Source organism: Herbaspirillum sp. C7C2 (assembly GCF_022627865.1).
Taxonomy (GTDB): Bacteria; Pseudomonadota; Gammaproteobacteria; order Burkholderiales; family Burkholderiaceae_D; genus Herbaspirillum; species Herbaspirillum frisingense.
Genome location: NZ_JABXGI010000001.1, coordinates 651,834 through 678,135, shown reverse-complemented (window position 1 = coordinate 678,135; position 26,302 = coordinate 651,834). Strand labels below are relative to the sequence as shown.

Sequence of the window (26,302 nt, the reverse complement as noted above, 5' to 3'; positions counted from 1 at the left end):
CCAGCGCAACAACGTCACACAGTCAACAAGCACGATAACCAACGAGGAACAACAATGAAACGCCTGACACCCGCCCTGCTGTCCCCGCTCGCCCTGGGCCTGCTGCTTTCCGGCGCGGCCTCTGCCGCTGAACTGACCCTGGTCAACTTCGGCGGCGCCAATGGCAACGCGCAGAAGGTCGCCTACGTCGAACCCTTCCAGAAGAGCACCGGCACCAAGGTCGTGACTGCCGAATTCAACGGTGAACTGGCCAAGGTCAAGGCCATGGTCGAAACCAGGAAGGTCAGCTGGGACGTGGTGGAAATCGATGGCGGCGACCTCAACCGCGCCTGTGACGATGGCCTGATCGAAAAGCTGGACCTGGCCAAGACCATCAAGAAGGACGACTACATCCCCGAAGCCACCGTCAGCGAATGCGGCATGGGCGCCTTCGTCTGGTCCACCGTGCTGGCCTACAACGCCGACAAGCTCAAGACCGCACCGACCGGCTGGGCCGATTTCTGGGACACCAAGAAATACCCCGGCAAGCGCGGCATGAAGAAGAGCGCCCAGTACAACCTGGAATTCGCCCTGATGGCCGACGGCGTGCCGACCAAGGACGTCTACAAGGTGCTGGCCACCAAGGAAGGCGTGGACCGCGCCTTCAAGAAACTGGACCAGCTGAAACCCAACATCCAGTGGTGGGACGCGGGCGCCCTGCCGGCACAGTTCCTGGCCTCGGGTGACGTGGTCATGGCCAACGCCTACAACGGCCGCATCGATGCCGCCCAGCGCGAAGGCAAGAACCTCAAGGTGGTCTGGACCGGCAGCGTCTATACCCTGGATTACTGGGTGATCCCCAAGGGTTCGCCGAACAAGGCCCTGGCCGAGAAGTTCATCAGCTTCGCCAGCCAGCCTGAGAACCAGAAGGTCTATGCCAACAACATCGCCTACGGCCCCGTCAACAAGGGCGCCCTGAAGCTGCTGGACGCCAAGACCCTGGGCAACCTGCCGACCTCGCCGGCCAATGCCAAGGACGCCGTGCAACTGAGCCTGCAGTTCTGGACCGACCACGGCGAAGAGCTGGAGCAGCGCTTCGCCGCCTGGATCGCGAAGTAAGAGGCCCCATGCAGCTGCGCGCTCCCACTCCCGTTCGTCCTGAGTAGCGGCGTAGCCGCGTATCGAAGGCGCCCACCTCTGTGCGCCTTCGATACGGCCCTCGCAGAGCCTACTCATTCCGAACGGGAGCGGGTATTGCAGCAGCAGTTGCATGCGTCCTGCAACGGCGCGCTGATTTCCAGGAACCGTTGCGTTGAACACCGCTGCCACCGGACTACCGAGACATGACCACCATCGCCACCCGCACCGCCGCCGCCATGCCCCTGGCCGAACCCGACCCGCAGCAACTCAAGCGTGAACTGCACGCCGCCCAGACCCGCAAGCGACTGGGCGCACTGGCACTGATCGCCCCACTGGCGATCTTCCTGCTGCTGACCTTCGTGGCCCCCATCGTGGCGCTGCTGCAGCGCGCCGTGGAAAATCCCGAAGTCGCCGCTACCCTGCCGCAGACGGTGGCGGTACTGTCGCGCTGGGACCGCAAGGCCGCCCTGCCCGACCAGGCTTTCGCCGCCCTGGCCGAAGACCTGGCCCGCGCCAAGGAAGAGACCACCGCCGGCAACCTGGCGCGCCGTCTCAATATCGAAATCGCCGGCTCGCGCTCGCTGGTGATGGGTACCACCCGCGCCATGCCGCTGCGCGACGCCGACGGCAAGCCACTGGCACCGGCCGCCGCGCGCGAGGCCATCATCGCCCTCAATCCGCTCTGGGGCCAGCCCGACATCTGGCGCGTGATCGCCCAGAACGGCTCGGTCTATTCACCCTATTACCTGCTGGCCTCGCTGGACCTGCGCCAGAACGTCTTTGGCGACATCGAAGCTGCCGCGCCCGAATCGGCCATCTACCGCACCATCTTCGGCCGTACCTTGTGGATGAGCGCGGTGGTCACCCTGATCACGCTGCTGCTGGCCTATCCGCTGGCCTACTGGCTGTCCACCATGTCGGAGCGCCGTGCCAACCTGCTGATGATCCTGGTGCTGATCCCCTTCTGGACCTCGATCCTGGTGCGCGTGGCGGCCTGGATCGTGCTGCTGCAATCGGAAGGCCTGGTCAACAAGGCCCTGATGCTGGCCGGCCTGACGCAGTCGCCGCTGGAACTGGTGTTCAACCGGGTCGGCGTGTATATCTCGATGACCCACATCCTCCTGCCCTTCATGATCCTGCCGCTCTACAGCGTCATGAAGTCGGTGCCGCCGACCTACCTGAAGGCGGCCGTGTCGCTGGGTAGTCACCCGTTCGCCGCATTCTGGCGCGTCTATGTGCCGCAGACCTATCCGGGCGTGGGTGCCGGCGTGCTGCTGGTATTCATCATGGCCGGTGGCTACTACATCACCCCGGCCCTGCTGGGCGGCCCCAACGAACAGATGGTGAGCTACTTCATCGCCTACTTCATCAATACCACCATCAACTGGGGCATGGCCTGCGCGCTGGGCGCCCTGCTGCTGGCCGCAACCCTGGTGCTGTACAGCGTCTACCGCCGCTTCGCCAAGGTCGACGTCGGCATCGGATGAGCTTGCACCGACCGACTGCCGCGCTGCCATCGATGAATCCAGGAAATCCGCCATGAACAAACCGCCTCTCTTCCCGCCCTATACCTCGCTCGTCGAACGGGTCTGGTACTTTGCCTCGCGCAGCTTCAACCTGCTGGTGTTGCTGTTCCTGGTGCTGCCCATTCTGGTGATGATCCCGCTGTCGTTTTCCGACAGCAGCTTCCTGATGTATCCCATCAAGGGGTTCTCGCTACGCTGGTATGAGAACCTGTTCACCTCGGACGACTGGATCCGCGCCGCCAGGAACAGCTTCATCGTCGCCCCGGCCGCCACCGTCATCGCCACCGTGCTGGGTACGCTGGCTGCGGTCGGCCTGAACAAGGCCGACTTCCGGGGCAAGGGCATCCTGATGGCGATCCTGATTTCGCCCATGATCGTGCCGGTGGTGGTGGTGGGCGTGGGCGTGTACCTCTTCTTTGCCCGGATCGGCCTGGCCGACAGCTATCTCGGCCTGATCCTGGCGCACGCTGCACTGGGTGCGCCCTTCGTGGTGACCACCGTGCTGGCGACCCTGCAGGGCTTCAACCACAACCTGGTGCGCGCCAGCCTGAGCCTGGGCGCCAGCCCCTTGCGCACCTTCTTCCGCATCACCCTGCCGGTGATCGCCCCGGGCCTGATCTCGGGCGCCCTGTTCGCCTTTGCAACTTCCTTCGATGAAGTGGTTCTTACCCTGTTCGTAGCCGGCCCCGAACAGGCCACGCTGCCGCGCCAGATGTTTGCCGGCATCAAGGACAACATCAGCCCGACCATCGCCGCGCTGGCGACGATCCTGATCCTGTTTTCGACCTGCCTGCTGCTGGCCCTGGAATGGCTGCGCGGGCGCAACAAGGCCGCAGCCCGCTTCTGACGCTGCGCCCATCCGGATACCTACATGGAAACCCAACGGAGACCCGACATGCTGCAACAACTCAAAGACCCTTCCCTGCTGCGCGAGCAAGCCTATGTCAACGGCGCCTGGTGCGACGCCGACAGCGGCGCCACCCATGAAGTCCATAACCCCGCCAACGGCACCCTGCTGGGCCATGTGCCGATGATGGGCGCAACCGAGACGCGCCGCGCCATCGAGGCCGCCAACGCTGCCTGGCCGGCCTGGAAGAAGAAGACCGCCAAGGAACGCAGCGTCATCCTGCGCCGCTGGTATGAGCTGATGATGGCCAACGCCGACGACCTGGCCCTGATCATGACCGCCGAGCAAGGCAAGCCGCTGGCCGAGGCACGCGGCGAAATCGGCTACGCCGCCTCCTTCATCGAGTGGTTTGCCGAAGAAGGCAAGCGCACCTACGGCGACACCATCCCCTCGCCCTCCCCGAACAGCCGCATCGTCGTGGTCAAGGAAGCCATCGGCGTATGCGCGGCGATCACCCCGTGGAACTTCCCGGCGGCAATGATCACCCGCAAGGCCGGCCCGGCACTGGCCGCCGGCTGCCCGATGGTCTTGAAGCCGGCCGAAGCCACCCCCTTCTCGGCCCTGGCGCTGGCGGTCCTGGCCGAGCGCGCCGGCGTGCCGGCGGGCGTGTTCAGCGTCGTCACCGGCGCGGCCAAGGAAATCGGCGGAGAAATGACCTCCAACCCCATCGTGCGCAAGATCAGCTTCACCGGCTCCACCGGCGTGGGCAAGCTGCTGATGCAGCAGAGCGCATCGAGCATCAAGAAGCTCTCGCTGGAACTGGGCGGCAATGCGCCCTTCATCGTCTTCGACGATGCCGACCTGGATGCCGCCGTCGAAGGCGCCATCGCCTCCAAGTACCGCAATGCCGGCCAGACCTGCGTCTGCGCCAACCGCATCTACGTGCAAGACGGCGTGTACGATGCCTTCGCCGCCAAGCTGGTGGAAGCGGTGAAGAAACTCAAGGTCGGTGACGGCATGGAGAATGGCGTGAACCAGGGCCCGCTGATCAACGAACAGGCCGTCAAGAAGGTCGAACAGCACGTCGCCGACGCCGTCGCCAAGGGCGCCCGCGTGCTGCTGGGAGGCAAGCGCCACGCGCTGGGCCATGGCTTCTTCGAACCCACCGTGCTGGCCGACGTCACCCCGGCCATGCAGGTCGCCCGCGAAGAGACCTTCGGCCCCATGGCCCCGCTGTTCCGCTTCAAGACCGACGACGAAGCCGTGGTCCTGGCCAACGACACCGAATTCGGCCTGGCCAGCTATTTCTATTCACGTGACATCGGCCGCATCTGGCGCGTGGCCGAAGGCCTGGAATCGGGCATGGTGGGCATCAATACCGGGCTCATCTCCAATGAGGTCGCTCCCTTCGGCGGCGTCAAGCAATCCGGCCTGGGCCGCGAAGGGTCGCACTATGGGATCGATGATTATCTGGTGGTGAAGTATCTGTGCATGGGGGGCATCTGACGCCAGCCATCGCCGCAGGAAGTTAACGCTCCTGACCAGACCTCGCATCGGCTCTTGAAAACGCCGCACCGCTGTGCAAACAGCCGTGCGGCGTTGTCCATGATGGCGCAGGCGCACAAGCACGGCGCAGGCCGTTGCACGCATTTATCGCATAAGAAAACCGAATGTGAAAGATTCAAAAAGCTAATTTTTCTTATGAGCGCGGCAATCGTATAACTCCAGTTCCCCTTACCTCAACACCCACTACGGGAGACTGGACCATGCACACCGCCCCACCCCGGCACCAGCCGGTTCGCGCCTCACTGGCCGCCTTCGTCGGCACCATGATCGAATGGTATGACTTCTACATCTACGCCATGGCCTCGGCCCTGGTGTTCGGCAAGCTGTTCTTCCCGACCACCAATGGCTTCTACGGCACGCTGGCTTCCTTTGGCACCTTCGCCGTCGGCTTCCTGGCGCGACCGCTGGGCGGGGCGATATTCGGCTACATCGGCGACCGCGTCGGTCGCAAGAAATCGCTGGTGATCACACTGCTGATGATGGGCTCGGTGACGATCCTGATCGGGCTGCTGCCGACCTATGCCAGCATCGGCATCTGGGCGCCGGTGGCCCTGGTGCTGCTGCGCCTGATCCAGGGCATCGCCGTCGGCGGCGAATGGGGCGGGGCCGTGCTGATGGCGGCCGAACATTCGCCGGATCGCAGCCGGCGCACCTTCCTCGCCTCGTTCGCGCAACTGGGCAGCCCCGCCGGGCTGATCCTGGCCACGCTCATGTTCAAGCTGGTCAGCAGCCAGGACAATGCGGTCTTCCTCGACTGGGGCTGGCGCGTTCCCTTCCTGGTGAGCGCCCTGCTGCTGGCAGTGGGATTCGCCATCCGGCTGTCGGTGCAAGAGTCGCCCGACTTCCTGGCCGAACAGCAGCGCCGCGCCACGGCACCCGCCACCCGCGCCGAGCGCGCGCCGCTGACCGAGGTACTGCGGGGCGCGCCCGGCCTGCTGGCGCTGGCCATCGGTGCCAATGTGCTGGGCATCGCCGGCTTCTACTTCACCAATACCTTCATGCTGGTGTACACCACGCAATACCTGCACCTGCAGCGGGCGCTGGTGTTGAATGGCTTGCTGGTGGTGTCGGTGATGCAGTTCTTCATCACGCCGCTGGCGGCGCACCTGGCACGCGGTGTCGGCAATCATCGTTTCCTGGTGGCGATGTCGGCGCTGTCGGTGGTCTCGCCCTATGCCATGTTCTCGCTGGTGGACCAGGGTTCGCTGGCCAGCGTGACACTGGGCGTGGCGATCGCGGTGCTCTTCATCGGCGCCTACTATGCGGTCATCGCCGGCTTCGTCAGCGAGGCCTTCCCGACCCGCATCCGCTATACCGGCATTTCCATGGCCTATCAGGTTTCGGGCGCCATCTTCGGCGGGCTGACACCCTTGCTGGGCACCGTCCTCGCGGAAAAATTCCAGGGCCAGTGGTGGCCGCTGGCCCTGCTGTTCTCCGGTATCTCGCTGCTGTCGCTGCTGTGCGTACAGCGCCTGGGCCATGTACACCATGCCGCCCCGGAACGCGGTCTGCAGGCACAGGAGGGCTGATGAAGACCTTCTACCACCCCGACCAGAAACTGCATCACCCCCAGAGCTATTACTCGCGCGGCAAGATGCGCGTGCCGCAGGAGGTACCGCAACGGCTGGACGAACTGGCCGCGCTGGCCACCCGCCTGGGCTTTGCAGTACAGGCACCACCGGATGCCGGGGCGGCCGCCATCGGTGCGGTGCATGCGCTGGATTATCTGCAATTCCTGCAGGAGGCCCATGCACAATGGATGGCCTTGCCCGACGACTGGGGCGATGAAGTGGTCTCCAACATTTTCGTGCGCGAACCCAATCCCCTGCGCGGCGTGCTGGCCAAGGCGGCGCGTTACCTGGCCGATGGCAGCTGCCCGGTGGGGCCACAGACCTGGCATGCGGCCTACTGGTCGGCGCAATGCGCCATCGCCGGCGCACAGGCGCTGCTGGCCGGTGAGCGGCGTGCCTATGCGCTGTGCCGCCCGCCGGGCCACCATGCGCGGCGCGATGCGGCCGGTGGCTTCTGCTATCTCAACAATGCCGCCATCGCCGCGCAGATGCTGAGCGAACGTCATCGGCGGGTGCTGGTGCTGGATACCGACATGCACCACGGCCAGGGCATCCAGGAAATCTTCTATGCCCGGCGGGACGTGATGTATGTCTCCATCCACGGTGATCCGGTGAATTTCTATCCGGTGGTGGCCGGCTTCGAGGAAGAGCGCGGCCAGGGCGAAGGCCTGGGTTACAACCTCAACCTGCCCATGCCCCATGGCTCGCCGGAGGCGGTCTTCTTCGACCGGCTGCAGCAGGCCTGCCGCGCCATCACCCTGTATCAGCCGGAGGTGCTGGTGCTGAGCCTGGGCTTCGACATCTTCGAGAAAGACCCGCAGGCCGTGGTCGGTGTGAGCGCGGCCGGCTTCGAACGGCTGGGGCGCGCGGTGGGCGCGCTGGGACTGCCCACGCTGGTAGTGCAGGAAGGCGGTTACCATATTGCCGGATTGCAGGACAATGCCGCGCGATTCTTCGCCGGACTGGAGCATCCCTGAATCGCCATTGCCGCTCCCCCAGCCCCCAACGCCAGAGCCCCCCATGCGCCACGACCCTGCCAGCCCCCGCCCGCTCCTGCCGCCGCTGTCCTCGGAACGCATGGACTGGAACCTCCTGCGCACCTTCATGTTCGTGGTCCAGGAGCGGGGCGTGGGGCGCGCCGCCGAGACCCTGTGCCTGAGCCAGCCTGCAGTCAGCCAGGCCCTGCGGCGACTGGAAGAGACCCTGGGCGGCGTGCTGCTGCACCGCCGCCATGGTGAATTCCGCCTGACGCCGCTGGGCGAGGAAATCTATGCGGTGGCGCGGGAGATGTATGGCATGGTGGCGCGCATCGATGGCGCCGCCGGGCATGCCGGCGAGGACGTGGCGGGCAGTCTGCGGCTGTTGCTGATGAGCCGGGTGCAGAGCGCGGCGTATGACGATTTCCTGGCGCGCTTCCATCGCCGCTATCCGCGTGTGGAGTTCCGTATCGATGTCATGCAGAGTGCCGCCATTCTCGACACTCTGGCCAAGGGCAGCAGCGGCCTGGGCCTGTGCCTGTGCCGCAAGCCGGTGGAAAAACTGGAGCGGCGCCTCTTCCTGCGGCATCGCTATGTGCTGGTGTGCGGACGCCATCATCCCCTGTTCGCCCAGCGCAGCGTCAGCATGGCCGAACTGCTGGTGCAGAATTTCGTCTGCTTCGCCAGCGACCAGTTGGGCGACACGCTGTCCCCGTTGACCGTCTTCCGCGACCAGCAGGGCTTCACCGGCCATATTGCCGGCACCTCACCGCATGTGGAGGAAATCCGCCGCATGGTGGTGGCCGGCGTGGGCCTGAGTTTCCTGCCCGAGCACCTGATCGGCCAGGACGTGGCCGAGGGCCAGTTGAAGGTGCTCCCGCTGGACGGGCCGGTGGCCGAGATCGATGTCTTCCTGACCTGGCATGGGCAGCGCAAGCTGTCGGCGCCGGAGCAGGCTTTCCTGGCCTCGTTTGAAAGGTTCCTGCAACGGGTGCCGCTAGAGGCCAGGACGGCAAGCTAGCTGAACAGCGGATTGCCCCGCAAGCGCGCCACCGCCAGGTCGATGAAAGCCCGCACCTTGGCCGGTGAGTGCCGCCCTTCCGGGTAGAGCACGTGGATCGGCAGGGGTGGCTCTTCGAATTCGCGCAGCACGCGCTGCAAGCGGCCTTCCTTCAGATCGGCCGCGACCTGGTAGGCCAGCACCCGGGTCAGTGCCCAGCCCTTGCGGGCGGTGCTGATGGCGGCTTCGTTGGTGTTGGTCTGCAGGACGGCGTCGATCAGCACGCGCTGGCCGTCGGCGAAGCGCCATTCCGGCGAGGCCCAGGCGCTGGTGGAGGTGACGATACGATGCTGCTTGAGATCGGTAGGCGAGGCAGGTGTGCCGTGCTGGCGCAGGTAATCCGGCGCGGCGCAGATCACCTGGCTGACCGATCCCACCTGGATGGCCGTAAAGCCGGAGTCGGGCAGATGGCCGATGCGTATGGCCACGTCCATGCCTTCATCGACGATGTTGACGGGGCGGTCGATGAAGAAGGTACGCGCCCGCATCTCGGGATAGAGGTCCAGGTATTCGGTGACGATGGGCAGCACATGCATCTGCCCGAACATGAAGGAGGCGGTCACCGCTAACGTACCGGCAGGCCTGGCGTGGTGGCCGGCGGCGGCGGCCTCGGCTTCGGCGATCTCGCCCAGGATGCGGCGGCAGTCTTCCAGGTAGCGCGCGCCGGCTTCGGTGGTCTTCACCGAGCGGGTGGTGCGGATCAGCAGGCGACCGCCGACCAGTTCTTCCAGCGCCGCCACGGTACGGGTCACCACCGGGGCGCTCAATTGCATCTGTCGCGCGGCCTTGGCGAAACTGGCCGTTTCCGCGACTTGTACGAAGATGCGCATCGCCAGCCAACGGTCCATGTGCTTCCCTTCCCTGGGTATCGAAGAAGCTCGCATTATGCCTGCTTCTGCCGGGCCGGAGGCAACCCGCATGGCGCGCATGATCCCGCCTACAGCGCCAGTTCGATGCGGCCACTTGCCGGCTCGGCCGGCTGCGCGGGAACGGCGCAGCACAGCAGCACTTCACCCTCGCCGACCTTGGCCTGGGGCGGCGTCGGGTAGGTGACGGCGCCGGCCAGCAGGCGGGTGCGGCAGGTACCGCAGTGGCCTTCGCGGCAGCTGAATTCCGGCTCCAGGCCGCGGGCCTCGGCCAGTTCCAGCAGGCTGCCGGTGCCGGGTGTCCAGCGCGCTTCCTTGAGGCTGTCCATGAAGAACACCGGCACCGCTTCGGTGGCAACCGGTACCGGGGCGGGTGCGGCTTGAGCTGGCTGTGCCATCTCGGTGGCAGCGCCGGTGCGGGTGAGCGATGCCGGGCCGAAGGCTTCGGCATGGATGCGTTCATCGCCGATGCCATAGCCGCGCAGGCCGTCGTAGAGCGATTGCATGAACGGTGACGGCCCGCACAGGTAGAACTCGTAATCACCGAAGGACAGCGAGCGTGCCAGCAAGGTCATGTCGATGCGGCCGGCGGCATCGAAGTCGCGGCCTTCGATGGCATCGGTGGTGTCGCCCAGCACGCGCACCACCTTGATGGCCCCCTTGCCGGCTGCCACCAGTTGCGCCAGTTCGGCGTCGAATGCGCGGTCATTTTTGCTGCGTGCAGCGTATAACAGTGTGGCCGGGCGCATGCGCTGCGTGCGCAAACCTTCATACACCATGTGACGCAGCATCGCGATCATGGGCGTGATGCCCACGCCACCGGCCAACAGGACTACCGGCCGGGAGGATGTTTCATCCAGCATGAAATCGCCGGCCGGCGCCCGCACTTCAATATGGTCACCTTCCTGCAATTGCGCATGAAGATGCTGGGATACCTGGCCATCACGCTTGACGCTGATGCGGTAATGCGCATCCGACGGTGCCGAGGATAAGGTATAGGTGCGGATCAGCGGCTTGTCGCTGCCGGCGGTCTGCACGCGGATCGGCAGGTGCTGGCCGGGCAGCGCCGGCAGCAGGCCCGCACCGTCATCAGGCTGCAGGTGGAAGGAGCGGATGGAATCGCTCTCCTGCACCACGCGGGCCACCTTGAGCCTGCGCCAGCGGCTACCCTGCTCCTGGGCCAGCAGGCGTTGGCCGGTCTGCTGCCAGTCGCCCGTCATGAGCGAGTTCGGCGACCAGGCGTCTTGCTGGAAACGCCAGCGCAGGGCCAGCGCGCCGGGGCGACGCACGATCTTGCGCGGGCGGAAGGTCCACAGCCGTTCGGCGCCCTGGAAGGCGGCGATCTCGGGCGACTCCAGGATCAGCTCGGCCTCGCCGGTCATCTGCAGGACGTCGCCCTTGTCGAAATCGACGAACATCAGGCCGGCCCGGCCATTGAGGACGATGTTGCCAAGTGTGGAAAAGAACAGGTTGCCGTCGAAGTCCGGCACGGTCAGCGAGCCGTCCTGGTTCACCCGGACGAAACCGGCCTTGCCGCCGCGATGCGAGACATCGACCTGGCGGGCTTCTTCCAGAGCGACATAGGAGGCCACGAAGAAGGTGTCGGCCTGGCTGATCAGCGTGCGGGCTGCAGCGTCGAAGCTGGTCATCGGCTCGACCTGGTCGACATGGGCCGCTTGCGGTTCGCGCTCGAAGGAAAAATCACGCAGCTGGATGTAGCGCGGGCAGTTGCCGAAACTCTGGTCCACCTCCACCCGCCAGCCATCGGCCAGCGGCGTGAGCACGCCATTCATGCGGTTGCGGCGACGGGTATGCAGTTCCATCCCCAGCAAACCCACTGGCGCACCGGCGATCATGCCGGCCGCTGCCGGGTCCTGGGCCGAGGGACGGGCCCGGATGTCCAGCACCGTGGGCGAAGGCGACGCCATGAAGCCGGGCCGGCCTTCCAGGAAGGTGGCCCAGGCATCGCCCTCGGCGTCCACGCTACCCAGCACGATGAAGGGCAACTGGGCGTAGAAGGCGCGATGCTGGTCGGGCATGAAGTCGCGCACCACGCGACGCCCCACCGCTTCCATCTTGTCGGCCACGCCCAGCTTTTGCTGGAGCAGCTTTTCGCCGGCATGCCAGGTCGGTGCGTTGGAAGGAGTCTTCATGTCTGGCCTCACTGAATCTGATGGGTGGTGGGTGGTCGGCTGATCGGTGGACTGGACGTTCAGGCCTTGGCGGTCAGGCCGGCCGGGGTCTGGATGAACGGCACGAAACCAGGCAAGGCTTCGATGCGCGCCAGGAAAGCGGTCACTGCCGGGTAGCCGCTCAGGTCGACATTGCCTTCCGGGGCGCGGGCCAGGTAGCTGTAGACGGCCACGTCGGCGATGGTGGGATGGTCGGCCGCCAGCCAGGTGCGCTGGCCCAGGTGCTGTTCCATGCGGTTGAGCAGGACGTGGGCGCGCTTGATCACTTCCTCGGCATTGAAGGTGGCACCGAATACCGTCACCAGTCGCGCCGCCGCCGGGCCGTAGGCCAGTTCGCCGGCCGCCACCGACAACCAGCGCTGCACGGTCGCTGCGCCCTGCGCGTCTTCCGGCAGCCAGTCGCTGCGACCGGCTTTCTTGGCCAGGTAGACCAGGATGGCGTTGGAGTCGGCGATGACCACACCTTCATCTTCCAGCACCGGAACCTGACCGAAAGGGTTGAGCGCGAGGAAGGCCGGCTGGCGGTGGGCGCCGGCCATCAGGTCGACTTCGATCAGTTCGGCATCCAGGCCGAGCAGGGAGGCGAACAGGACGGCGCGGTGGGCGTGGCCGGACATGGGGTGGTGATGGATCTTCATGGGGTGGCTCCTGGTGGGTTAAGTCGGTCAGGACTTGTTCCTGAACCGTGAAGCCAGTGTGGGGCCAAGCGCGGATGAAGAGAATCCGTGCCGTGAGCACTTCTTTATTGCATGGGGAGGAATAATGCCGGGAGGGGTGCTGCTTCCGGTGCCAGAGGCCACCGGAAGCGGGAGGACTGCATCAGGACGGACAGTCAGTCAGGGCGGTCTCAGAAGTGGGCGTTGCCGGCCACCGCCGCGCCGCCGCCACGCGGGCCGTAGCGCAGGGTCAGCAGCGTACCCAGCGAAATGGTGACCACCGCGAAGATCGGCCCACCCAGGGCGCCGACGTGATCCACCAGCACACCGCCACCGATGGCGCCGCTGGCGATGGCGACCTGGAAGGCCGCTACCAGCAGGCCACCAGCACCTTCGGCATGGTCCGGGGCGGCCCGTACGATCCAGGTCTGGAAGCCGACCGGGAAGGCGCCAAAGGCAAAGCCCCACAGCGTGATGGCGATGGCTGCCACCACCGGCGAGCTGCCGGCCACCCACAGGGACGCCGCCAGCAGCGCAATCAGGGTACCGCCGGCCACGATGGCATAGCGCTCGCTGCGCTCGGCGATGAAGCCGCCGGCGAAGTTACCGAAGAAGCCGCCCACGCCATAGCCCAGCAACACCGCCGAGATGGTGGCCACCGACATGTGGGTGATCTGCTCCATCAGCGGGCGGATATAGGTGAAGCCGGCAAAATGCCCCGACACCACCAGCAGTACCGCCAGCAAGGCCACCCGCACATCGGTGCGGCCCAGCAGTTCGGACAAGACCTTGAGGCTGGGGTGATCCTTGGGCGGCAGCCGGGGAATGGCGATCCACTGGATGGCGATGGCCACCAGGCTGACCACGCCAGCGGCCACGAAGGCGCTGCGCCAGCCCCACAGATTGCCCATGTAGGCGCCGATGGGGGCGGCGCAGACGGTCGCCACCGAGACCCCGGTCAAGATCAGCGACATGGCACGGGCGAAGAGGCGTTCCGGCACCAGGCGCATGGCCAGGGCCGCCGCCATCGACCAGAAGCCGCCCAGCGCTACCCCCAGCAGGACCCGCGCCACCAGCAGCACCGGCAGGCTGGGTGCAGTCACGGCCAGGATGTTGGAGATCAGCAGCAGGAGCGAGAGCATCAGCACCACGCGCTTGCGGTCGATATTGCGGGTCAGCAGCGGGATGCTGGGTGCGGCCACGGCGCCGACGATGGCAGTGGCGGTGACGGCCTGGCCAGCGGCGCCGTCGGAGACGTGCAGGTCGGTGGCGATGGCTGTCAGCAGGCTGGCCGGCAGGAATTCGGCAGTGACCAGGCTGAAGACGCCGAGCGCCAGGCTGGCAATGCCGGCCCAGTTGGCGGGGGCCTCCTGCCCTGCTTCGTGGGCAGGAGGGGAAGCTGGGCGTGCCGGGGCCGACGTCTGGGTCAGCGGGGCCTCGAGGGTGCCGGGGTTGGACATGGAAATACCTTTCTTATCACAGGGAAGCGAAGTTTATGGTTAAATACCTGGACTTTCCATGCCGATATTTCGCAATAAGATGACTATTCGTCCAAACTTGTCCGATATCCCTGAGACCCCTGCCGGGTTCCGTCCCGCGCCTGCCGTGCGCCAGCCCCATCAGGCTGATCCAAGCGATGCGCTGACCGAAATCCTGCTGGGCCTGCGGCTGGATGGCGTGGAATATGCGCGCTATGTGCTGCATGAACCGTGGGCCGTGGCCCTACCGGCGCGACGTGAGGCGACTTTCCATTTCGTCGCCCAGGGCAGTTGCTGGATGCAGGTCGGCCAGGATGACTGGCTGCAGCTCAATGCCGGTGATGCGGTATTGCTGCCACGGGGTTCGCTGCATGCCCTGGCCAGTTCACCGGGGTTGCCGACGGTGGAGATCGGCAAGCTGGCGCGCAAGGCGCTGGCGGAGAACCTGTTTCTGGTGGACGACCGCGCGCCAGGCCTGGCGGAGGTAGACCGGGCCAGTGCCGAAGCCGTCACGGCGGCGCCCTCTCATGTGCTGTTTTCCGGCACGCTGCGCTTCAATCTCGATCCGCTGCACCCGCTGTTGATGATGATGCCGGAGGCGATGCGCGCCTGCGACCTGGCCCAGCGAGACCCGGCGGTGCTGGCGCTGCTCGATGCGATGGAGCGCGAGGTGGTGCTCAACCGCATCGGCGCCTGCGGCATCCTGGCACGCCTGGCCGATGTGCTGGCGGCCAGCATCATCCGCGGCTGGGTGGAATGCGCCTGCACCGATGCCAACGGCTGGATCGCGGCGGTGCGCTGCCCGCAGATCGGGCGCGTACTGGCGGCGGTGCACCAGCACCCGGAGCGTGACTGGTCGGTGGCCGAACTGGCCTCGCTGATGGGGGCCTCGCGATCGAGCTTCATCGAGAAGTTTTCCAGCGCGGTGGGCGAGACCCCGGCCAAGTACGTGGCCCGGGTGAAGATGTTCCAGGCACGCCACTGGATCGCCCGCGACGGGCTGCGCGTGGCGGTGGTGGCCGAGCGCCTCGGCTACGATTCGGAAGCCTCCTTCAGCCGCGCCTTCAAGCGCATCATCGGTCATCCGCCCAGCCAGGCCCGGCTGGGCTGACCCTGCCCGCCGGCGCCGACTGCGGCGCGTACTCAAGCGTTTTTCTCCGGGACAATATTGCCCGGCGGGATGCTGCCGGCCAATCGTGTCCGCCCCCTTGTACGCCTCCATCCCCCTTGGCTATGATGGCTGCCGGGGGAGCAGCGACTGCTCGATGATGGCTGGACGAAGCAAAGAGCCAAGCGCAAGGGGGCGCCATGCAACATGAGATCGTGCACGCGTTCGGGGCCGGGGTGTATTGCGTCTTCATCGCCCTGTTCCTGCTGGCATCAAGGATTCCACGCACCAATCCCGGCGCTCGCTGGTGGGCCGCAGCCATCGGCTGTGCGCTGGTGGCGCGCCTGAGTTTCCTGTTCCTGGCCCCGCTGAAAGATCCCGCCCTGTCCAATGTGGTCTATGGCAGTTTCACGATCCTGGAAAAGAGTTTCATGGCGGTGGGCTTTGCACGCTTCTTCAAGGTCGGCATCCATCCCTGGCTGGTGGCGCTGGTCAGCGGTACGACCATGCTGTGGTTGCTGACCTCCTGGAGCGGGCTGCCGGTGCCGCTGATCCGCAGCCCCGTCTATGCCGCCTTCAACGTCTTCATCCTGGGCTATGTGCTGTGGTTCATCGTCAGGACCGAGCTGGATTGCCTGCCCCTGATCCGCCGTGTCATGGCCGCCGCCTTCGGCGCCCTGCTGCTGCACTGGGCATGTGGCGGGCCGATCGGTGCACTCTATCCAAGCTGGCTGGACCATGGCTTCGTGCTGGGGACGGCATTGGCGGCATTGCAGTACATGAGCCTGCTGGCAGCCATCCTCTCGCTGTTCCAGCGGCGGCTACTGAGCGCCGAGGCCAAGGCCCTGACGATGGCCTTCAAGGACCCGTTGACCGGGCTCTACAACAAGCATTTCATGAACAAGCTGTTCGATCAGGCGCTGTTACTGGCCACCCGCCCCCACCATCTGGTGGCGGTGTACTACATCGATCTGGACAACTTCAAGCCGGTCAACGACAAGGCTGGGCACGCCGTGGGGGACAAGGTGCTCGTGTGTGTGGCCCAGCGCCTGAAGGAAGCAGTGCGCAGTACCGACATCTGTGCCCGCCTGGGGGGCGATGAATTTACCGTCATCGCCACCCAGCTGGAGCATCAGGAACAGGCCCCCGAAATCGCCCGCAAACTGCTGGCCAGGCTGGCCGCGCCCATCGAGGTGGGCGATCAGCAGTTCGTACTGGGGGCCAGTATCGGCATCAGTCTTTATCCCAGCCACGGCAGCGACCTGTCGCTGCTGCTGGAGCAGGCCGATGCCGCCATGTATCACGTCAAGAGCAGCGGCAAGAGCGGCTTCCAGTTGCATGGTGCCAGCTGGAAGCCGTCCGCCGAATACAAGGCCGAGGCGGCCGTCAACGCTGCGGCAAGGCCTGGATGAACTGTTCCAGTTCACGCGCGTAGAACTTCGCCATCCCGGTGGTGCCATGACCACGGGTCTCGGCGCTGGCCGGGATCAGCAGCAACTGCGCGCTCGGCACTTCCTTCAGAGCCGCCTGCATGATGCCGGTCTCGGGCGGGTTGCGCTCGTCGTCGGCGGAGTTGATGGCCAGCACCGGCACCTTGATCTTGGACAGGCCGGGCGCGGCATTGTAGTCGGCCGAGGAACCCCACTGGTAGATGAAGTCATTGGCATCGGCCGTTACCGGCGCGGCCAGGCGTTCGTCGACCAGCTTGTCGGCTTGTGCATGGGTGCCGGCCATGGCCTGGTAGGCCAGCGTGCCGCCATTGGTGGCAAAGACGAACATGTTGTTGGCCAGGCGCAGCGAGGGGGGCTGGGTGGTGTAGTTGCCATTGTTCCAGGCCGGGTCCTGCTTGATGGATTCCACCAGCATGCGCCGCATCATCCAGTTACGGCTGGCCATCTCGGTGGGCTGCGAGGCCATCGGCACCAGGCCGTCGGCAAAGCCGGGGTAGTTGCCGCCCCACATCCAGGTCTGCATGCCGCCCATGGAATTGCCGATGATCAGGCGCAGGTGCTGCACGCCCATGCCTTCGGTGAGCATGCGGTATTGCGCCAATACCATGTCGGCATAGTTGTACTGCGGGAAGGCCGCGCGCAGGCCGTCGGACGGCTTGGTGGATTTGCCCACGCCGATGCCATCGGGAATGATGATGAAGTACTTGCTGGCATCCAGCGGCTGGCCGGGGCCGAACAACTGGCCGCCGAAATCCTTGGAGAGCATGGCCCCGGCGCTCTGGTAGGTCCCGTGCAGCACCAGCACCGCCGGCTTGCTGCGATCGCCCAGGGTGACGTAGTGCAGGCGCAGGTTTTCCAGCGTCTGGCCGGTGTGGAACTGGAAGCTCGGGGCGACCCAGCTGCCCTCCACCGGCTTGGGCGGCTCGGCCGCGTGGCTGGGTGCGGCACCCAGCAGCAGGCTGGCCGAGGTGAGGGTGATGGTCAGCGTGTGAGTGAAAAGCAGGCCGGCGGCGCGGCGCAAACGGGAGGTCAATCGCATGAGGTCTCTCTCTGGTCGGTGTGGTTTTGGATGTTTTTAGATTTTCTATTTTGACAACTTTTTTTGCCCGCCCGCACAATTGTCGCCATGTCGGGCAGGCCCGAGTATGTAACAACTGTAAGAGAAGTTGTGAAAGCTCGAATTTTTTCTAGCCCAAGCTGGTCTATTGCAGTACCGGCGACGCGGGCGAAGCAATAGTTGATGCGCGAGCCGGTCCCTCAACACTAGGGCCTGTTCACATTCAATCTGCGAGATGCGTTGCCCCCAGAAGGCGGGATGGCAAGGCGCGTGTCAGGGCTGGTGGTGGTGCCACCAGCCCTGACGTGCAACGCGGCCAGCGCGCTTTCTGGGGGCAACCCTCCGGGAGAGGCCGCCAAGCGTCGCCTGCCGTTGTTGCAGCTCCTTGCCGTAGCACCACTACGGCGCGTCGCTGCGCCTAGGCAGTCAACGCTTGGCGACCTCTCGCACTCGTAGATTGAATGTGAACAGGCCCTAGCAACCAACCTTCACGATCAGGAAAAAAATCATGAAAACTCTACACAAGATCGCAGCCATTTCCGTTACTGCCATTGCGCTGACCGCCATGACCGGCTGCAGCAACATGAGCACCCGAGACAAGAACACCGCCATCGGCGCCACCGTCGGTGCTGTAGGCGGCGCCATCCTGACCGGTGGCAGCGGCATCGGCACTGCCGGTGGCGCAGCCGTCGGCGGCGTGATCGGCCACCAGATCGGTCGCTGATCTCACACCACACCGGCAGCGTCGCTGATGCTGTCGGCTGAAATGACAATGGGGCAACCGGATGGTTGCCCCATTTGCATGGGTATCGCCCTGACACTGCATTCGCCACTAGACCGCCAGGAACCCGCCATCCACCGGTAGCACCGCCCCCGTCAACATGGCGGCGTCGCCCGAGAGCAGCATGGCGATGCTGCGCGCCACCTCCTCGGCCGAGGCAAAGCGGCCTATTGGGTGGCGCACCATCATCGGGGTCGACTTGGCTGGATCGCTCCAGGCCGCTTCGGCCAGTTCCGTCAGGGTAATGGTGGGGGCCACCGCATTGACGCGGATGCCGTGCGGCCCCAGTTCCCTGGCCAGGACCCGGGTTGCCCCCTCCAGACCGGCCTTGGAAGCCGCATAACAGAGATGCTCGGTAAAGCCGCGATGGCCGGCAATCGAAGTGATATTGACGATGGCCCCACCACCGCCGGCGGCGATGCGCTCACGGGCGAAGGCCTGGCAGGTGATGAGAGCGGCGCGCAGGTTCACGCCCAGGATCGCTTCATAGGCCTGGTCGCTCATCTCGGTACTCGATTGCAGAATGTTGATGCCGGCGCTGTTGATCAGATAATCGGCGCGGCCTGCCTGCGCCATGGCATGCCGGGCCGCGGCCGGGTCGGCCAGGTCGACCTGCACCGAACGCGAGCCGATTTCCTCGCGCAGGCTGTCCAGGTCGCTGACGGTACGCGAGAGCGCGATCACCTCGGCGCCGCGCTGCGCCATCAGGCGCGCGCAGGCCCGGCCGATGCCCTTGCCGGCGCCGGTGATGATGACCGATGTTCCTGCAAATTCCATGTCATGCTCCTGTTCAATGTCGCTGGCCTGCCTGCGCGGCCAGCAGCGGCGCCAGGCTGTCGCGCGACGCGCGCGCCAGTTGCTGGCTGTTGAGGAAGACCTGGTAACGCGCCGCGTGCAGCCGCGCAATGTCGCCACCGGCCGCCTGCTCGCGCCCGGCCACGCTGGACATGGCGGGCATGGCGCTGCGCAGGTCGGGATGGATGCCAGCGGCCACCGCCGCCAGCATGGCCGATCCCAGCAGCACCGGCTCGGGACAGGCGGTGATCTCCACCGGCACACCGGTGGTATCGGCCAGCAACTGGCGCGTCAGCGCATGGGTGCCGGCGCCGCCCGATACCGAGATGCTGGCAATGCGCAAACCACACGCCGCCTGGGCCTCGATGATTTGTCGCAGGCCATATCCCAGGCTGCACAGGCCGGCCACATAGAGCGCCACCAGGCTGTCGATGTCCTGCTCCATACCCAGGCCCAGCAACAGCGCCCGGGCCTGCGGGTCGGCCAGTGGCGAGCGGTTGCCCAGGAACTCCGGCACCACGGTGAGCTGGCCGGCCAGCCAGGCTGTCTGCGAGGGATGCGCCACCACCTGCAAGGCACGCTGTGCCAGCCATTGCGGCAGTTCCATCTGCTCGGCGGCAGCCTGCTGGCGCGCCTGCGGCTCGGCCGGGTGCAGTCGCAGCAATTGGTCGATGGCGGCGCCGGCGGCCGACTGTCCGCCTTCGTTCAACCACATGCCTGGTGCCATGGCGTTGTAGTACGGGCCCCAGACGCCGGGCACGAAGACCGGTTCGGCATGGCTGGTCATGGTGCAGGACGAGGTACCGAATACATAGGCCATGCAGGCCGCCGCATCCTCGGCGCCACCGCGGGCGGCCACCGTGCCGATGCCGCCCGCATGGGCGTCGATCAAGCCCGCCGCCACCGCGATACCGGGTCGCAACTGCAGCGCCTGCGCAGCCTGAGCGCTGAGGCCGCCGCGCAAGGCCGTACCGGGCCAGACCACTTCCTGGCCGATGCGGACAAAGCCCTCGTCGGCCAGGTCGCCCAGGCCGATGCTTCGGAAATAGTCGGCGTCCCAGCGGCCTTCATGGGCCAGATAGGTCCACTTGCAGGTCACCGTACAGGACGAACGCTGCAGCGAACCGGTGGCTTTCCAGGTGAGGAAATCGGTGAGATCGAAGAACTGCGCGGCGCTGTAATAGACCTCGGGCAGCTGTTCCTTCAGCCATAGCAGCTTGGGGGTTTCCATCTCGGGCGAGATCACGCCGCCCACATAGGACAGCACCGCATGCCCGCCGGCATTGATGCGCTGCGCCTGCTCCAGTGCGCGGTGATCCATCCAGACGATGACGTCGCGTTCCGGATGGTCGGGGTCACCCACGCCACCCCGGGCGCCCTGCACCACCAGCGAACAGGTGGCGTCGAAGCCGATACCGCTGACCGCTGCCGGATCGATGGCGGCCCGCGCCACCGCCGCCCGCACGGCCTCGCAGACCGCCTCCCAGATCTGGGCGCTGGATTGTTCGACGCGCGCCCGGCGCTCGTCGCGAAAGAGCGCAATGTCATGCCGGGCACTGGCCAGCAACCTGCCGTCAGGTTGAAATACGCCGGCCCGGGCCGAGCCGGTACCGACATCAATGCCGATCAGATAGGTCTCCATCTTTCCTCGCTGTTCTCGCTGCTGTCTCTGTCCGCCGGGACCTGAACACCACCTGCCTTGTTCATACCCGGTCGAAATTGGTGGGGAGAACGAGCATATCCCGGATGGTCACATTGCGGCTTCGGGTAAGCATGTACTCGACCGCATCGGCCACCTCGGCGGGCTCGATCAGGCTGCCGGACTCCTTGGCCTTGCGCAGGTTTTCCTCCGGCCAGTCGGCCAGCAGGGCCGAGATCACCGGCCCCGGCGAGACCTGCCCCACCCGCACGCCATGCGGGATCATCTGACGTCGCATGGTCTGGACGAAGCAGGTGATGGCCCACTTGGAACCGGCATAGACCGGCTCCCAATAGGTCGGGAAGTGACCAGCCACCGAGCAGGTGACAATGATGTCGCCACTCTTGCGGGCCATCATGTGAGGCGCGACCGCATGGACGTTCTTCATGACCGCGTTGACGTTGAGATTGAGCATGCGGTCGATGGCCTCGGGGGTGGTATCCACCAGGTCGCCGCCGATGTAGGTACCGGCATTGCAATGGAGGATGTCGATGTGCGCGACCTTTTGCAGGATCTCCGGCACCATGGCCGCGCAGCTGTCGGCGTCCAGCAGATTGGTCACCTGCGGGACGGCCTGCGGACCGAGGCGAGCGGCAAGTTCGTCGAGGGCCTTGGCGTTCCAGTCCACCATGACCACGGTCACGCCGTTGGCCAGCAGTTTTTCGGTGGTGGCCAGGCCGATGCCGGAGGCCGCGCCGGTGATAACGGCGATCTTGCCAGCCAGGGATTGGGTCATGTCTATCTCCTTGAAAGTGAATAAGAGGGATGAAGAGAAGCAACGGAAGGACTCAGCGCCATTCCCGTGCGATATAGATGGCCAGCAGGATGATCACGCCCCGGATGATGTCCTGCAGGTAGGGATTGATGCCCATCAGGTTCAGGCCGTTGTTGAGGATGCCAAGCAACACCGCGCCGATGAGGGTCCCCAGCACCAGCCCGCGACCACCGGCAATGGCGGTGCCACCCAACACCACGGCGGCAATCGCATCGAGCTCGAAGCCGACACCGGCGTTGGGTTGGCCGGACATCAGGCGCCCGGTCAGGATGATGGCCGCCAGACCCGAGGTAAAACCGGAGATCGCATACACCGCCAGCTTGATGCGTGCCGTCTTCACGCCCGACAGGCGCGCCGCCATCTCGTTGCCGCCGATGGCATAGACGTGGCGCCCGAACGGCGTGCGTTGCAACAGCACCCAGGCCAGTGCATAGACCAGCAGCATGAGGATCACCGGCACCGGGATCGGGCCGATCCGCCCCACCCCGAACCAGGCAATCCAGCCCGGCAGACCCGAGATCGGGTAGCCCCCCGAATAGATCAGCCCGACGCCGCGCGCCACGCCCATGGTGGCCAGCGTGACGATGATGGCCGGCATGCGCCCCCAGGCCACCAATACTCCGTTGAGCAGGCCGATACCCACCGCCAGTGCCACCCCGGCCAGCAGGGCCGCCGGTGCGGGCAGGCCGCTGTTGACGATCAGTCCGGCCGACAGCGTGCCGGCCAGGGCCATGGCCGCGCCAACCGACAGGTCGATGCCGCCGGTGAGGATCACGAAGCTCATGCCCACGGCCAGGATGCCGACGATGGATACCTGCCGCAGCACGTTGAGCCAGTTGGAGACTGTGAAGAAGTTGTCCGAGGCCAGGCCCATCAGGAGCGACACCACCACCAGTCCGGCCAGCGGCAGCGCCAGTGGCGAATGGGCCAGGGCGCGCCAGCGAACCCGGGAAGAAGCATGTGCCGGGGTGACATCGCTTGGGATTGCATGTGCGTTGGCATTTGTGTTTGCGTTTGAGTCAGGCTGCATGATGGAGTCTCCCCGTGGTGGCATGGGTCATGATCTCTTCGGCATTGACGGCCTCGCCTTCGAGGGTGGCGACGATGCCGCCGCCCTTGAAGACGCACACCCGGTCGGACATGCCGACCACCTCCGGCAACTCGGAAGAGATCATGATGATGGAATGGCCTTGCGCAGTGAATTGGCGCATGAGCTGGTAGATTTCGGCCTTGGCGCCGACATCGATACCCCGCGTGGGCTCGTCGAAGATCAGCACCTGCATGTCGTGGTTGATCCAGCGCGCAATCACCACCTTCTGCTGGTTGCCACCGGACAGCGTATCGACCCGCGCTGCCGCATCCGTCGCCTTGACCCGCACCCGCTGCATGGCCGCCCGGGTGGCTTCTGCTTCACGCCGGCGATCCAGAAATAACCCGCCCAGGCGGTACTTGCCGTAGTTGTTCAGCGAGATGTTGTGCAGGATGGGGAAACTGGTGATGAGTCCCTGCTCCTTGCGACTTTCCGGCAGCAGACCGATACCGGCCTGCAGGGCTGCGGCCGGATCGGCCAGGCGTAGCGGCACGCCATGCATGGACAGCTTGCAGGTCAGCGCGGGATGCGCACCCAGCATGGCCAGCACGGTCTCGCTGCGGCCGGAACCGACCAGACCGGCAAAGCCGAGTATCTCGCCGCGCCGCAACTGGAAGCGCGACACGGGACTGTGACGCCGGAGCTGTACTGCATGCACATCCAGCAGCACCTCCTGGGCGGTTGCTCCGGATTGCTGGAGTGGTTTGGGCGGAAAGCAGTTCTCGATGCGGCGCCCCACCATCATTTCCACCAGCCGCGCCTGGTCCACCTCGGCGACTGCGCAGCTGCCGACGTAGGCGCCATCGCGCAGGACGGTGATGCTGTCGCCGATCTCGAAGATTTCTTCCAGATGGTGCGAGATGAAGATGATCGCCACTCCCTGCTCACGCAGGCCGCGCATGACCTTGAACAGATGCGCGACTTCCGCCGGCGTCAGCGTGGCGGTCGGTTCATCCAGTACCAGGATACGCGCCTCCAGCGCCAGCGCCTTGGCGATTTCCACGAACTGCTGCTGCGCCACCGAGAGCTTGCAGACAGGGACTTCCAACGGGATATCCACACCCAGTTGCGCGATGATCTGCGCAGCCCGGCGCCGCATGGCGGCCCGCTTGAGCAGGCCCAGCGGGCTGCGCAATTCGCGCGCCAGGAACATGTTGTCCACCGCGTCCAGGTAGGGGATGAGCGAAAACTCCTGAAACACCACGCCGATGCCGGCGGCGATGGCCTGGTCGTAGCTGGCAAAGCGACAGACCTGGCCACCGATGCGAATTTCACCTGCATCCGGCGTGACGATGCCGCACAGGATCTTCATCAGCGTGGACTTGCCGGCGCCGTTCTCACCCAGCAGCGCGTGGACCTCGCCAGCCTTGACCGCCAGCTCGACGCCGCGCAGCACCGTCACCGGGCCGAAGTGCTTCTTGATACCAGTCAGTTGGAGCATGGCTGCCTCCATCAAGGGAAAGAATGGCGCGCACGCGCAAGCGCGGCGCGCCGACGGCTTACCAGCTGAAACCTGCGGCGTTCTTCCTGGTCACCGGCATGACGTCGATGGGGACTTCCTTCGGCACTACGCGCGCGCCCCACTTCTTGGCCAGCGCCATGGCCAGGCCTACCCGCACCTGGTCACGCGGGAACTGCGCCGTGGTCTCGATGAAAGGGCCGCCATCGGCGATGGCCTTGATCGCCTCCGGCGCGCCATCCACCGAGGTCAGCTTGATGTCCTTGCCGCTGCCCTGGATCGCGGCCAGCGCCCCCATGGCACCACCGTCGTTGACGGAGAAGATGCCCTTCAGGTTGGGCTTGGACTGGATCATGTTCTCCACCACGCCGAGCGCTATGGAGCGATCCTGGCGACCGTTCTGTTTGTCCACCAGCTTGATGTCCTTGTATTCCGCCAGGGCCTGCTTGCAGCCTTCCACGCGCTGCAGGATGGGTACCACCGGGATGCCGTCGAGGATCGCCACTTCCCCCTTGCCACCGATGGCATCGGCCAGCGCACGGCAGGACTGGTAGCCGGCGTCCTTGTTCTTGGAGCCGACGAACATGTCCACCGGACCAGCGGCGTTGGCATCGACCGCCACCACGATCACATTGCGCGCCTTGGCGGCCTTGACGGCTGACTCCACCCCGGCCGAGTCGGTGGGATTGATGAGCAGGATGTCGATGTTCTGTTGCAGCATGTCTTCGATGTCGGCGAGCTGCTTGGCCACGTTGTGGGCGGCATCGGTAACGATGACCTTGGCGCCGAAGGACTTGGCGGCATCGTCCAGGGCCTTCTTCATGGAGACGAAATAGGGGTTGTTCATTTCCTGGAAGCTCATGCCGATCTTGAGCTTGCCCAGTTCCTGAGCACTTGCCGGGGTGGTGCCGAAGCTGGCCAGGATGGCGCCGGTCAAGGCCAGGCTTGTCAGTGCTTTATTCATTGCAGTCTCCATTGTTGTTGGTCGTGTGCTTGCTTGCGGATGGCGTTCGGATTGCTCTTGCGGGCGACAGGCAATGCCTGTCCTGTTCCGGAAAGCGGAGGCTTTCCTGAATGCTGTGATTGCTGCCTTGAATGTGTTCGCGGATGAAGATGTCGAGCCGGGAAAACCTGCTCCGTAGCTCAGCCGCCGCCCTGACTATCCGGTAGCGGCAAAGAGGCTGTTGGTGGCAAAGGTGTTGCGAAATGCCGAGGGCGACATGCCCTTGATCCGGTGGAAATGACGGTTGAAATTGGACAGGTTGGAAAAACCGGTCTCGTAGCAGATGTCGGTGATGCGTGCCTCCGGCCGCGTCAGCAGGGCCAGGCAGGCGAGATCGACGCGCAACTGGTTCTTGTAGCGCACGAGCGTGGTGCCGGTATGGCGCTTGAAGGCCCGCGAGAAACTGCTCGGGTGCTGGCCTACCATGTCGGCCAGGTCCTGCTCGCCGATGTCATCGGTGAGATGTTCGCGCAGGTAGGCAATAGCGCGGTTCAGGCCACTGCCCTGCACGTCCGACAAGTCCAGCTTGTAGGACAGGCTGGCCAGCACCTCCGGCTCAGGGGCATTGGCCAGCACGTCGAGGATGTCCCAAAACAGGGCCAGGCGCTTCAAGCCACGCTGATCGATGAGGCGCTGCATCAGCGGGCGCACGGTGTCGCTGGTGGCCTGGTCGAACAGCAGGCCACGATGGCTGCGCTCCAGCAGCGGCATGATGGCCTCCATCTCGGCAATGCCGGCCGCGCACTGATCCACCAGTTGCGCAGGAAACTGGATCACCAGGGAGCGCACCGGCACCACTTCGTCGGGGGCGATATTGGAAATCCAGTTCTGGGGAAGATTGGGACCGGTCATCACCAGTTGCCCCGGAGCAAAGTCCCCGACGTGGTCACCCACGTAGAAGCAGCCGCGGGTGGCCACCACCAGATGGATCTCGTATTCCGGATGGTAATGCCAACGCACGGTACGGAAAGGGTAGCCGTGCATCCAGGCCGCGAAGGATTCGCCCTTACGGATATGGACCAGTTCCAGGTCGGGTTGCATCGTGTCTCCTCTCAATCGAGAGCATTTTCTTTATCGAAACTGGCAACTCGAAGTTGGCAGTTTCTGTCATTGACCGCATCTTAGTTCCCGCCAGGTGCGGCTTCTACATCACCAGCGCCGGACGACCGATACTTTTTTGCAGGAAACAACAGGAAGAATGAAAACGATGCAGTGCAGCACCCGCC

22 protein-coding genes are annotated in these 26,302 nt (G+C 65.2%); 10 read left to right on the top strand and 12 right to left on the bottom strand.

Annotated features, from left to right (window positions below; all coding sequences use genetic code 11):
* Positions 1 to 54 precede the first annotated feature (54 nt).
* From HWE04_RS03115 to HWE04_RS03085, 7 genes are all read left to right on the top strand, one after another.
* Entirely contained in the window at positions 55 to 1,098 is a 1,044-nt protein-coding gene (locus HWE04_RS03115; RefSeq protein WP_182994014.1) for an ABC transporter substrate-binding protein, read from the top strand.
* Between the two features lie 224 nt (positions 1,099 to 1,322).
* The gene (locus HWE04_RS03110; RefSeq protein ID WP_241811457.1) at positions 1,323 to 2,606 is read left to right on the top strand and encodes an ABC transporter permease; all 1,284 of its coding nucleotides are present in this window, start codon (positions 1,323 to 1,325) and stop codon (positions 2,604 to 2,606) included.
* A gap of 52 nt (positions 2,607 to 2,658) precedes the next feature.
* Complete coding sequence (locus HWE04_RS03105) at positions 2,659 to 3,492, top strand: ABC transporter permease (protein ID WP_006465263.1); 834 nt, start codon at positions 2,659 to 2,661, stop codon at positions 3,490 to 3,492.
* Between the two features lie 48 nt (positions 3,493 to 3,540).
* Complete coding sequence (gene gabD, locus HWE04_RS03100; protein WP_241811456.1) at positions 3,541 to 4,998, top strand: NADP-dependent succinate-semialdehyde dehydrogenase; 1,458 nt, start codon at positions 3,541 to 3,543, stop codon at positions 4,996 to 4,998.
* A gap of 260 nt (positions 4,999 to 5,258) precedes the next feature.
* A complete protein-coding gene (locus HWE04_RS03095) occupies positions 5,259 to 6,587 on the top strand; it encodes an MFS transporter (RefSeq protein ID WP_241811455.1) in 1,329 nt (442 codons plus the stop codon).
* A complete protein-coding gene (locus HWE04_RS03090; protein ID WP_077236616.1) occupies positions 6,587 to 7,606 on the top strand; it encodes a histone deacetylase family protein in 1,020 nt (339 codons plus the stop codon). The genes HWE04_RS03095 and HWE04_RS03090 overlap by 1 nt, the downstream gene beginning before the upstream one ends.
* 43 nt (positions 7,607 to 7,649) lie before the next feature.
* Complete coding sequence (locus HWE04_RS03085; protein ID WP_237022556.1) at positions 7,650 to 8,627, top strand: LysR family transcriptional regulator; 978 nt, start codon at positions 7,650 to 7,652, stop codon at positions 8,625 to 8,627.
* Here HWE04_RS03085 and HWE04_RS03080 read toward each other — a convergent pair.
* The 4 genes from HWE04_RS03080 to HWE04_RS03065 all read right to left on the bottom strand — a co-directional run bounded on the left by HWE04_RS03080 (position 8,624) and on the right by HWE04_RS03065 (position 13,840).
* A complete protein-coding gene (locus tag HWE04_RS03080) occupies positions 8,624 to 9,514 on the bottom strand; it encodes a LysR family transcriptional regulator (RefSeq protein WP_241811454.1) in 891 nt (296 codons plus the stop codon). The genes HWE04_RS03085 and HWE04_RS03080 overlap by 4 nt on opposite strands.
* A gap of 89 nt (positions 9,515 to 9,603) precedes the next feature.
* The gene (locus tag HWE04_RS03075; protein ID WP_241811453.1) at positions 9,604 to 11,685 is read right to left on the bottom strand and encodes an FAD-binding oxidoreductase; all 2,082 of its coding nucleotides are present in this window, start codon (positions 11,683 to 11,685) and stop codon (positions 9,604 to 9,606) included.
* A gap of 59 nt (positions 11,686 to 11,744) precedes the next feature.
* Entirely contained in the window at positions 11,745 to 12,362 is a 618-nt protein-coding gene (locus HWE04_RS03070) for a glutathione S-transferase family protein (protein ID WP_241811452.1), read from the bottom strand.
* A 209-nt stretch (positions 12,363 to 12,571) separates the two neighbouring features.
* Positions 12,572 to 13,840, bottom strand: coding sequence for an MFS transporter (locus tag HWE04_RS03065; RefSeq protein WP_241811451.1), 1,269 nt, complete (start codon positions 13,838 to 13,840; stop codon positions 12,572 to 12,574).
* A 79-nt stretch (positions 13,841 to 13,919) separates the two neighbouring features.
* On the opposite strand from HWE04_RS03065, the gene HWE04_RS03060 reads away from it, so the two are divergent.
* Entirely contained in the window at positions 13,920 to 14,969 is a 1,050-nt protein-coding gene (locus HWE04_RS03060) for an AraC family transcriptional regulator (protein WP_446719203.1), read from the top strand.
* Positions 14,970 to 15,166: 197 nt separating this feature from the next.
* Positions 15,167 to 16,378: a GGDEF domain-containing protein gene (locus HWE04_RS03055; RefSeq protein WP_077236622.1), complete on the top strand. Its 1,212-nt coding sequence runs from the start codon at positions 15,167 to 15,169 to the stop codon at positions 16,376 to 16,378.
* On the opposite strand, the gene HWE04_RS03050 is transcribed toward HWE04_RS03055, so the two are convergent.
* A complete protein-coding gene (locus HWE04_RS03050) occupies positions 16,353 to 17,456 on the bottom strand; it encodes an alpha/beta fold hydrolase (protein ID WP_241811449.1) in 1,104 nt (367 codons plus the stop codon). The two genes, HWE04_RS03055 and HWE04_RS03050, sit on opposite strands and share 26 nt — an antisense overlap.
* A gap of 526 nt (positions 17,457 to 17,982) precedes the next feature.
* On the opposite strand from HWE04_RS03050, the gene HWE04_RS03045 reads away from it, so the two are divergent.
* Positions 17,983 to 18,198: a glycine zipper 2TM domain-containing protein gene (locus tag HWE04_RS03045; RefSeq protein ID WP_006465163.1), complete on the top strand. Its 216-nt coding sequence runs from the start codon at positions 17,983 to 17,985 to the stop codon at positions 18,196 to 18,198.
* Between the two features lie 108 nt (positions 18,199 to 18,306).
* On the opposite strand, the gene HWE04_RS03040 is transcribed toward HWE04_RS03045, so the two are convergent.
* From HWE04_RS03040 to HWE04_RS03010, 7 genes are all read right to left on the bottom strand, one after another.
* Positions 18,307 to 19,032: an SDR family oxidoreductase gene (locus HWE04_RS03040; RefSeq protein WP_241811448.1), complete on the bottom strand. Its 726-nt coding sequence runs from the start codon at positions 19,030 to 19,032 to the stop codon at positions 18,307 to 18,309.
* Between the two features lie 13 nt (positions 19,033 to 19,045).
* On the bottom strand, positions 19,046 to 20,692 hold the full coding sequence (locus HWE04_RS03035) for an FGGY-family carbohydrate kinase (RefSeq protein ID WP_241811447.1): 1,647 nt from the start codon (positions 20,690 to 20,692) through the stop codon (positions 19,046 to 19,048).
* 61 nt (positions 20,693 to 20,753) lie between these two features.
* On the bottom strand, positions 20,754 to 21,485 hold the full coding sequence (locus tag HWE04_RS03030; RefSeq protein ID WP_241811446.1) for an SDR family oxidoreductase: 732 nt from the start codon (positions 21,483 to 21,485) through the stop codon (positions 20,754 to 20,756).
* A gap of 52 nt (positions 21,486 to 21,537) precedes the next feature.
* The gene (locus tag HWE04_RS03025; protein ID WP_006465167.1) at positions 21,538 to 22,554 is read right to left on the bottom strand and encodes an ABC transporter permease; all 1,017 of its coding nucleotides are present in this window, start codon (positions 22,552 to 22,554) and stop codon (positions 21,538 to 21,540) included.
* Positions 22,544 to 24,055 (bottom strand): sugar ABC transporter ATP-binding protein, encoded by a 1,512-nt coding sequence (locus HWE04_RS03020; RefSeq protein ID WP_241811445.1) that lies wholly within the window; start codon positions 24,053 to 24,055, stop codon positions 22,544 to 22,546. Before HWE04_RS03020 ends, HWE04_RS03025 begins: the two co-directional genes overlap by 11 nt.
* Positions 24,056 to 24,113: 58 nt before the next feature.
* Complete coding sequence (locus tag HWE04_RS03015; protein WP_241811444.1) at positions 24,114 to 25,037, bottom strand: ABC transporter substrate-binding protein; 924 nt, start codon at positions 25,035 to 25,037, stop codon at positions 24,114 to 24,116.
* 195 nt (positions 25,038 to 25,232) lie between these two features.
* Complete coding sequence (locus HWE04_RS03010; protein ID WP_241811443.1) at positions 25,233 to 26,117, bottom strand: helix-turn-helix domain-containing protein; 885 nt, start codon at positions 26,115 to 26,117, stop codon at positions 25,233 to 25,235.
* Positions 26,118 to 26,302: the final 185 nt, after the last annotated feature.

Excerpts from the sequence above, each read along its gene's own strand:
- HWE04_RS03050 (WP_241811449.1), bottom strand. The coding sequence starts at position 17,456 with ATGCGATTGACCTCCCGTTTGCGCCGCGCCGCCGGCCTGCTTTTCACT.
- HWE04_RS03040 (WP_241811448.1), bottom strand. The coding sequence starts at position 19,032 with ATGGAATTTGCAGGAACATCGGTCATCATCACCGGCGCCGGCAAGGGC.
- HWE04_RS03070 (WP_241811452.1), bottom strand. The coding sequence starts at position 12,362 with ATGAAGATCCATCACCACCCCATGTCCGGCCACGCCCACCGCGCCGTC.
- HWE04_RS03035 (WP_241811447.1), bottom strand. The coding sequence starts at position 20,692 with ATGGAGACCTATCTGATCGGCATTGATGTCGGTACCGGCTCGGCCCGG.
- HWE04_RS03110 (WP_241811457.1), top strand. The coding sequence starts at position 1,323 with ATGACCACCATCGCCACCCGCACCGCCGCCGCCATGCCCCTGGCCGAA.
- HWE04_RS03065 (WP_241811451.1), bottom strand. The coding sequence starts at position 13,840 with ATGTCCAACCCCGGCACCCTCGAGGCCCCGCTGACCCAGACGTCGGCC.
- HWE04_RS03105 (WP_006465263.1), top strand. The coding sequence starts at position 2,659 with ATGAACAAACCGCCTCTCTTCCCGCCCTATACCTCGCTCGTCGAACGG.
- HWE04_RS03095 (WP_241811455.1), top strand. The coding sequence starts at position 5,259 with ATGCACACCGCCCCACCCCGGCACCAGCCGGTTCGCGCCTCACTGGCC.
- HWE04_RS03085 (WP_237022556.1), top strand. The coding sequence starts at position 7,650 with ATGCGCCACGACCCTGCCAGCCCCCGCCCGCTCCTGCCGCCGCTGTCC.
- HWE04_RS03015 (WP_241811444.1), bottom strand. The coding sequence starts at position 25,037 with ATGAATAAAGCACTGACAAGCCTGGCCTTGACCGGCGCCATCCTGGCC.
- HWE04_RS03080 (WP_241811454.1), bottom strand. The coding sequence starts at position 9,514 with ATGGACCGTTGGCTGGCGATGCGCATCTTCGTACAAGTCGCGGAAACG.
- HWE04_RS03055 (WP_077236622.1), top strand. The coding sequence starts at position 15,167 with ATGCAACATGAGATCGTGCACGCGTTCGGGGCCGGGGTGTATTGCGTC.
- HWE04_RS03045 (WP_006465163.1), top strand. The coding sequence starts at position 17,983 with ATGAAAACTCTACACAAGATCGCAGCCATTTCCGTTACTGCCATTGCG.
- HWE04_RS03090 (WP_077236616.1), top strand. The coding sequence starts at position 6,587 with ATGAAGACCTTCTACCACCCCGACCAGAAACTGCATCACCCCCAGAGC.
- gabD (WP_241811456.1), top strand. The coding sequence starts at position 3,541 with ATGCTGCAACAACTCAAAGACCCTTCCCTGCTGCGCGAGCAAGCCTAT.
- HWE04_RS03020 (WP_241811445.1), bottom strand. The coding sequence starts at position 24,055 with ATGCTCCAACTGACTGGTATCAAGAAGCACTTCGGCCCGGTGACGGTG.
- HWE04_RS03075 (WP_241811453.1), bottom strand. The coding sequence starts at position 11,685 with ATGAAGACTCCTTCCAACGCACCGACCTGGCATGCCGGCGAAAAGCTG.
- HWE04_RS03030 (WP_241811446.1), bottom strand. The coding sequence starts at position 21,485 with ATGACCCAATCCCTGGCTGGCAAGATCGCCGTTATCACCGGCGCGGCC.
- HWE04_RS03060 (WP_446719203.1), top strand. The coding sequence starts at position 13,920 with ATGACTATTCGTCCAAACTTGTCCGATATCCCTGAGACCCCTGCCGGG.
- HWE04_RS03115 (WP_182994014.1), top strand. The coding sequence starts at position 55 with ATGAAACGCCTGACACCCGCCCTGCTGTCCCCGCTCGCCCTGGGCCTG.
- HWE04_RS03010 (WP_241811443.1), bottom strand. The coding sequence starts at position 26,117 with ATGCAACCCGACCTGGAACTGGTCCATATCCGTAAGGGCGAATCCTTC.
- HWE04_RS03025 (WP_006465167.1), bottom strand. The coding sequence starts at position 22,554 with ATGCAGCCTGACTCAAACGCAAACACAAATGCCAACGCACATGCAATC.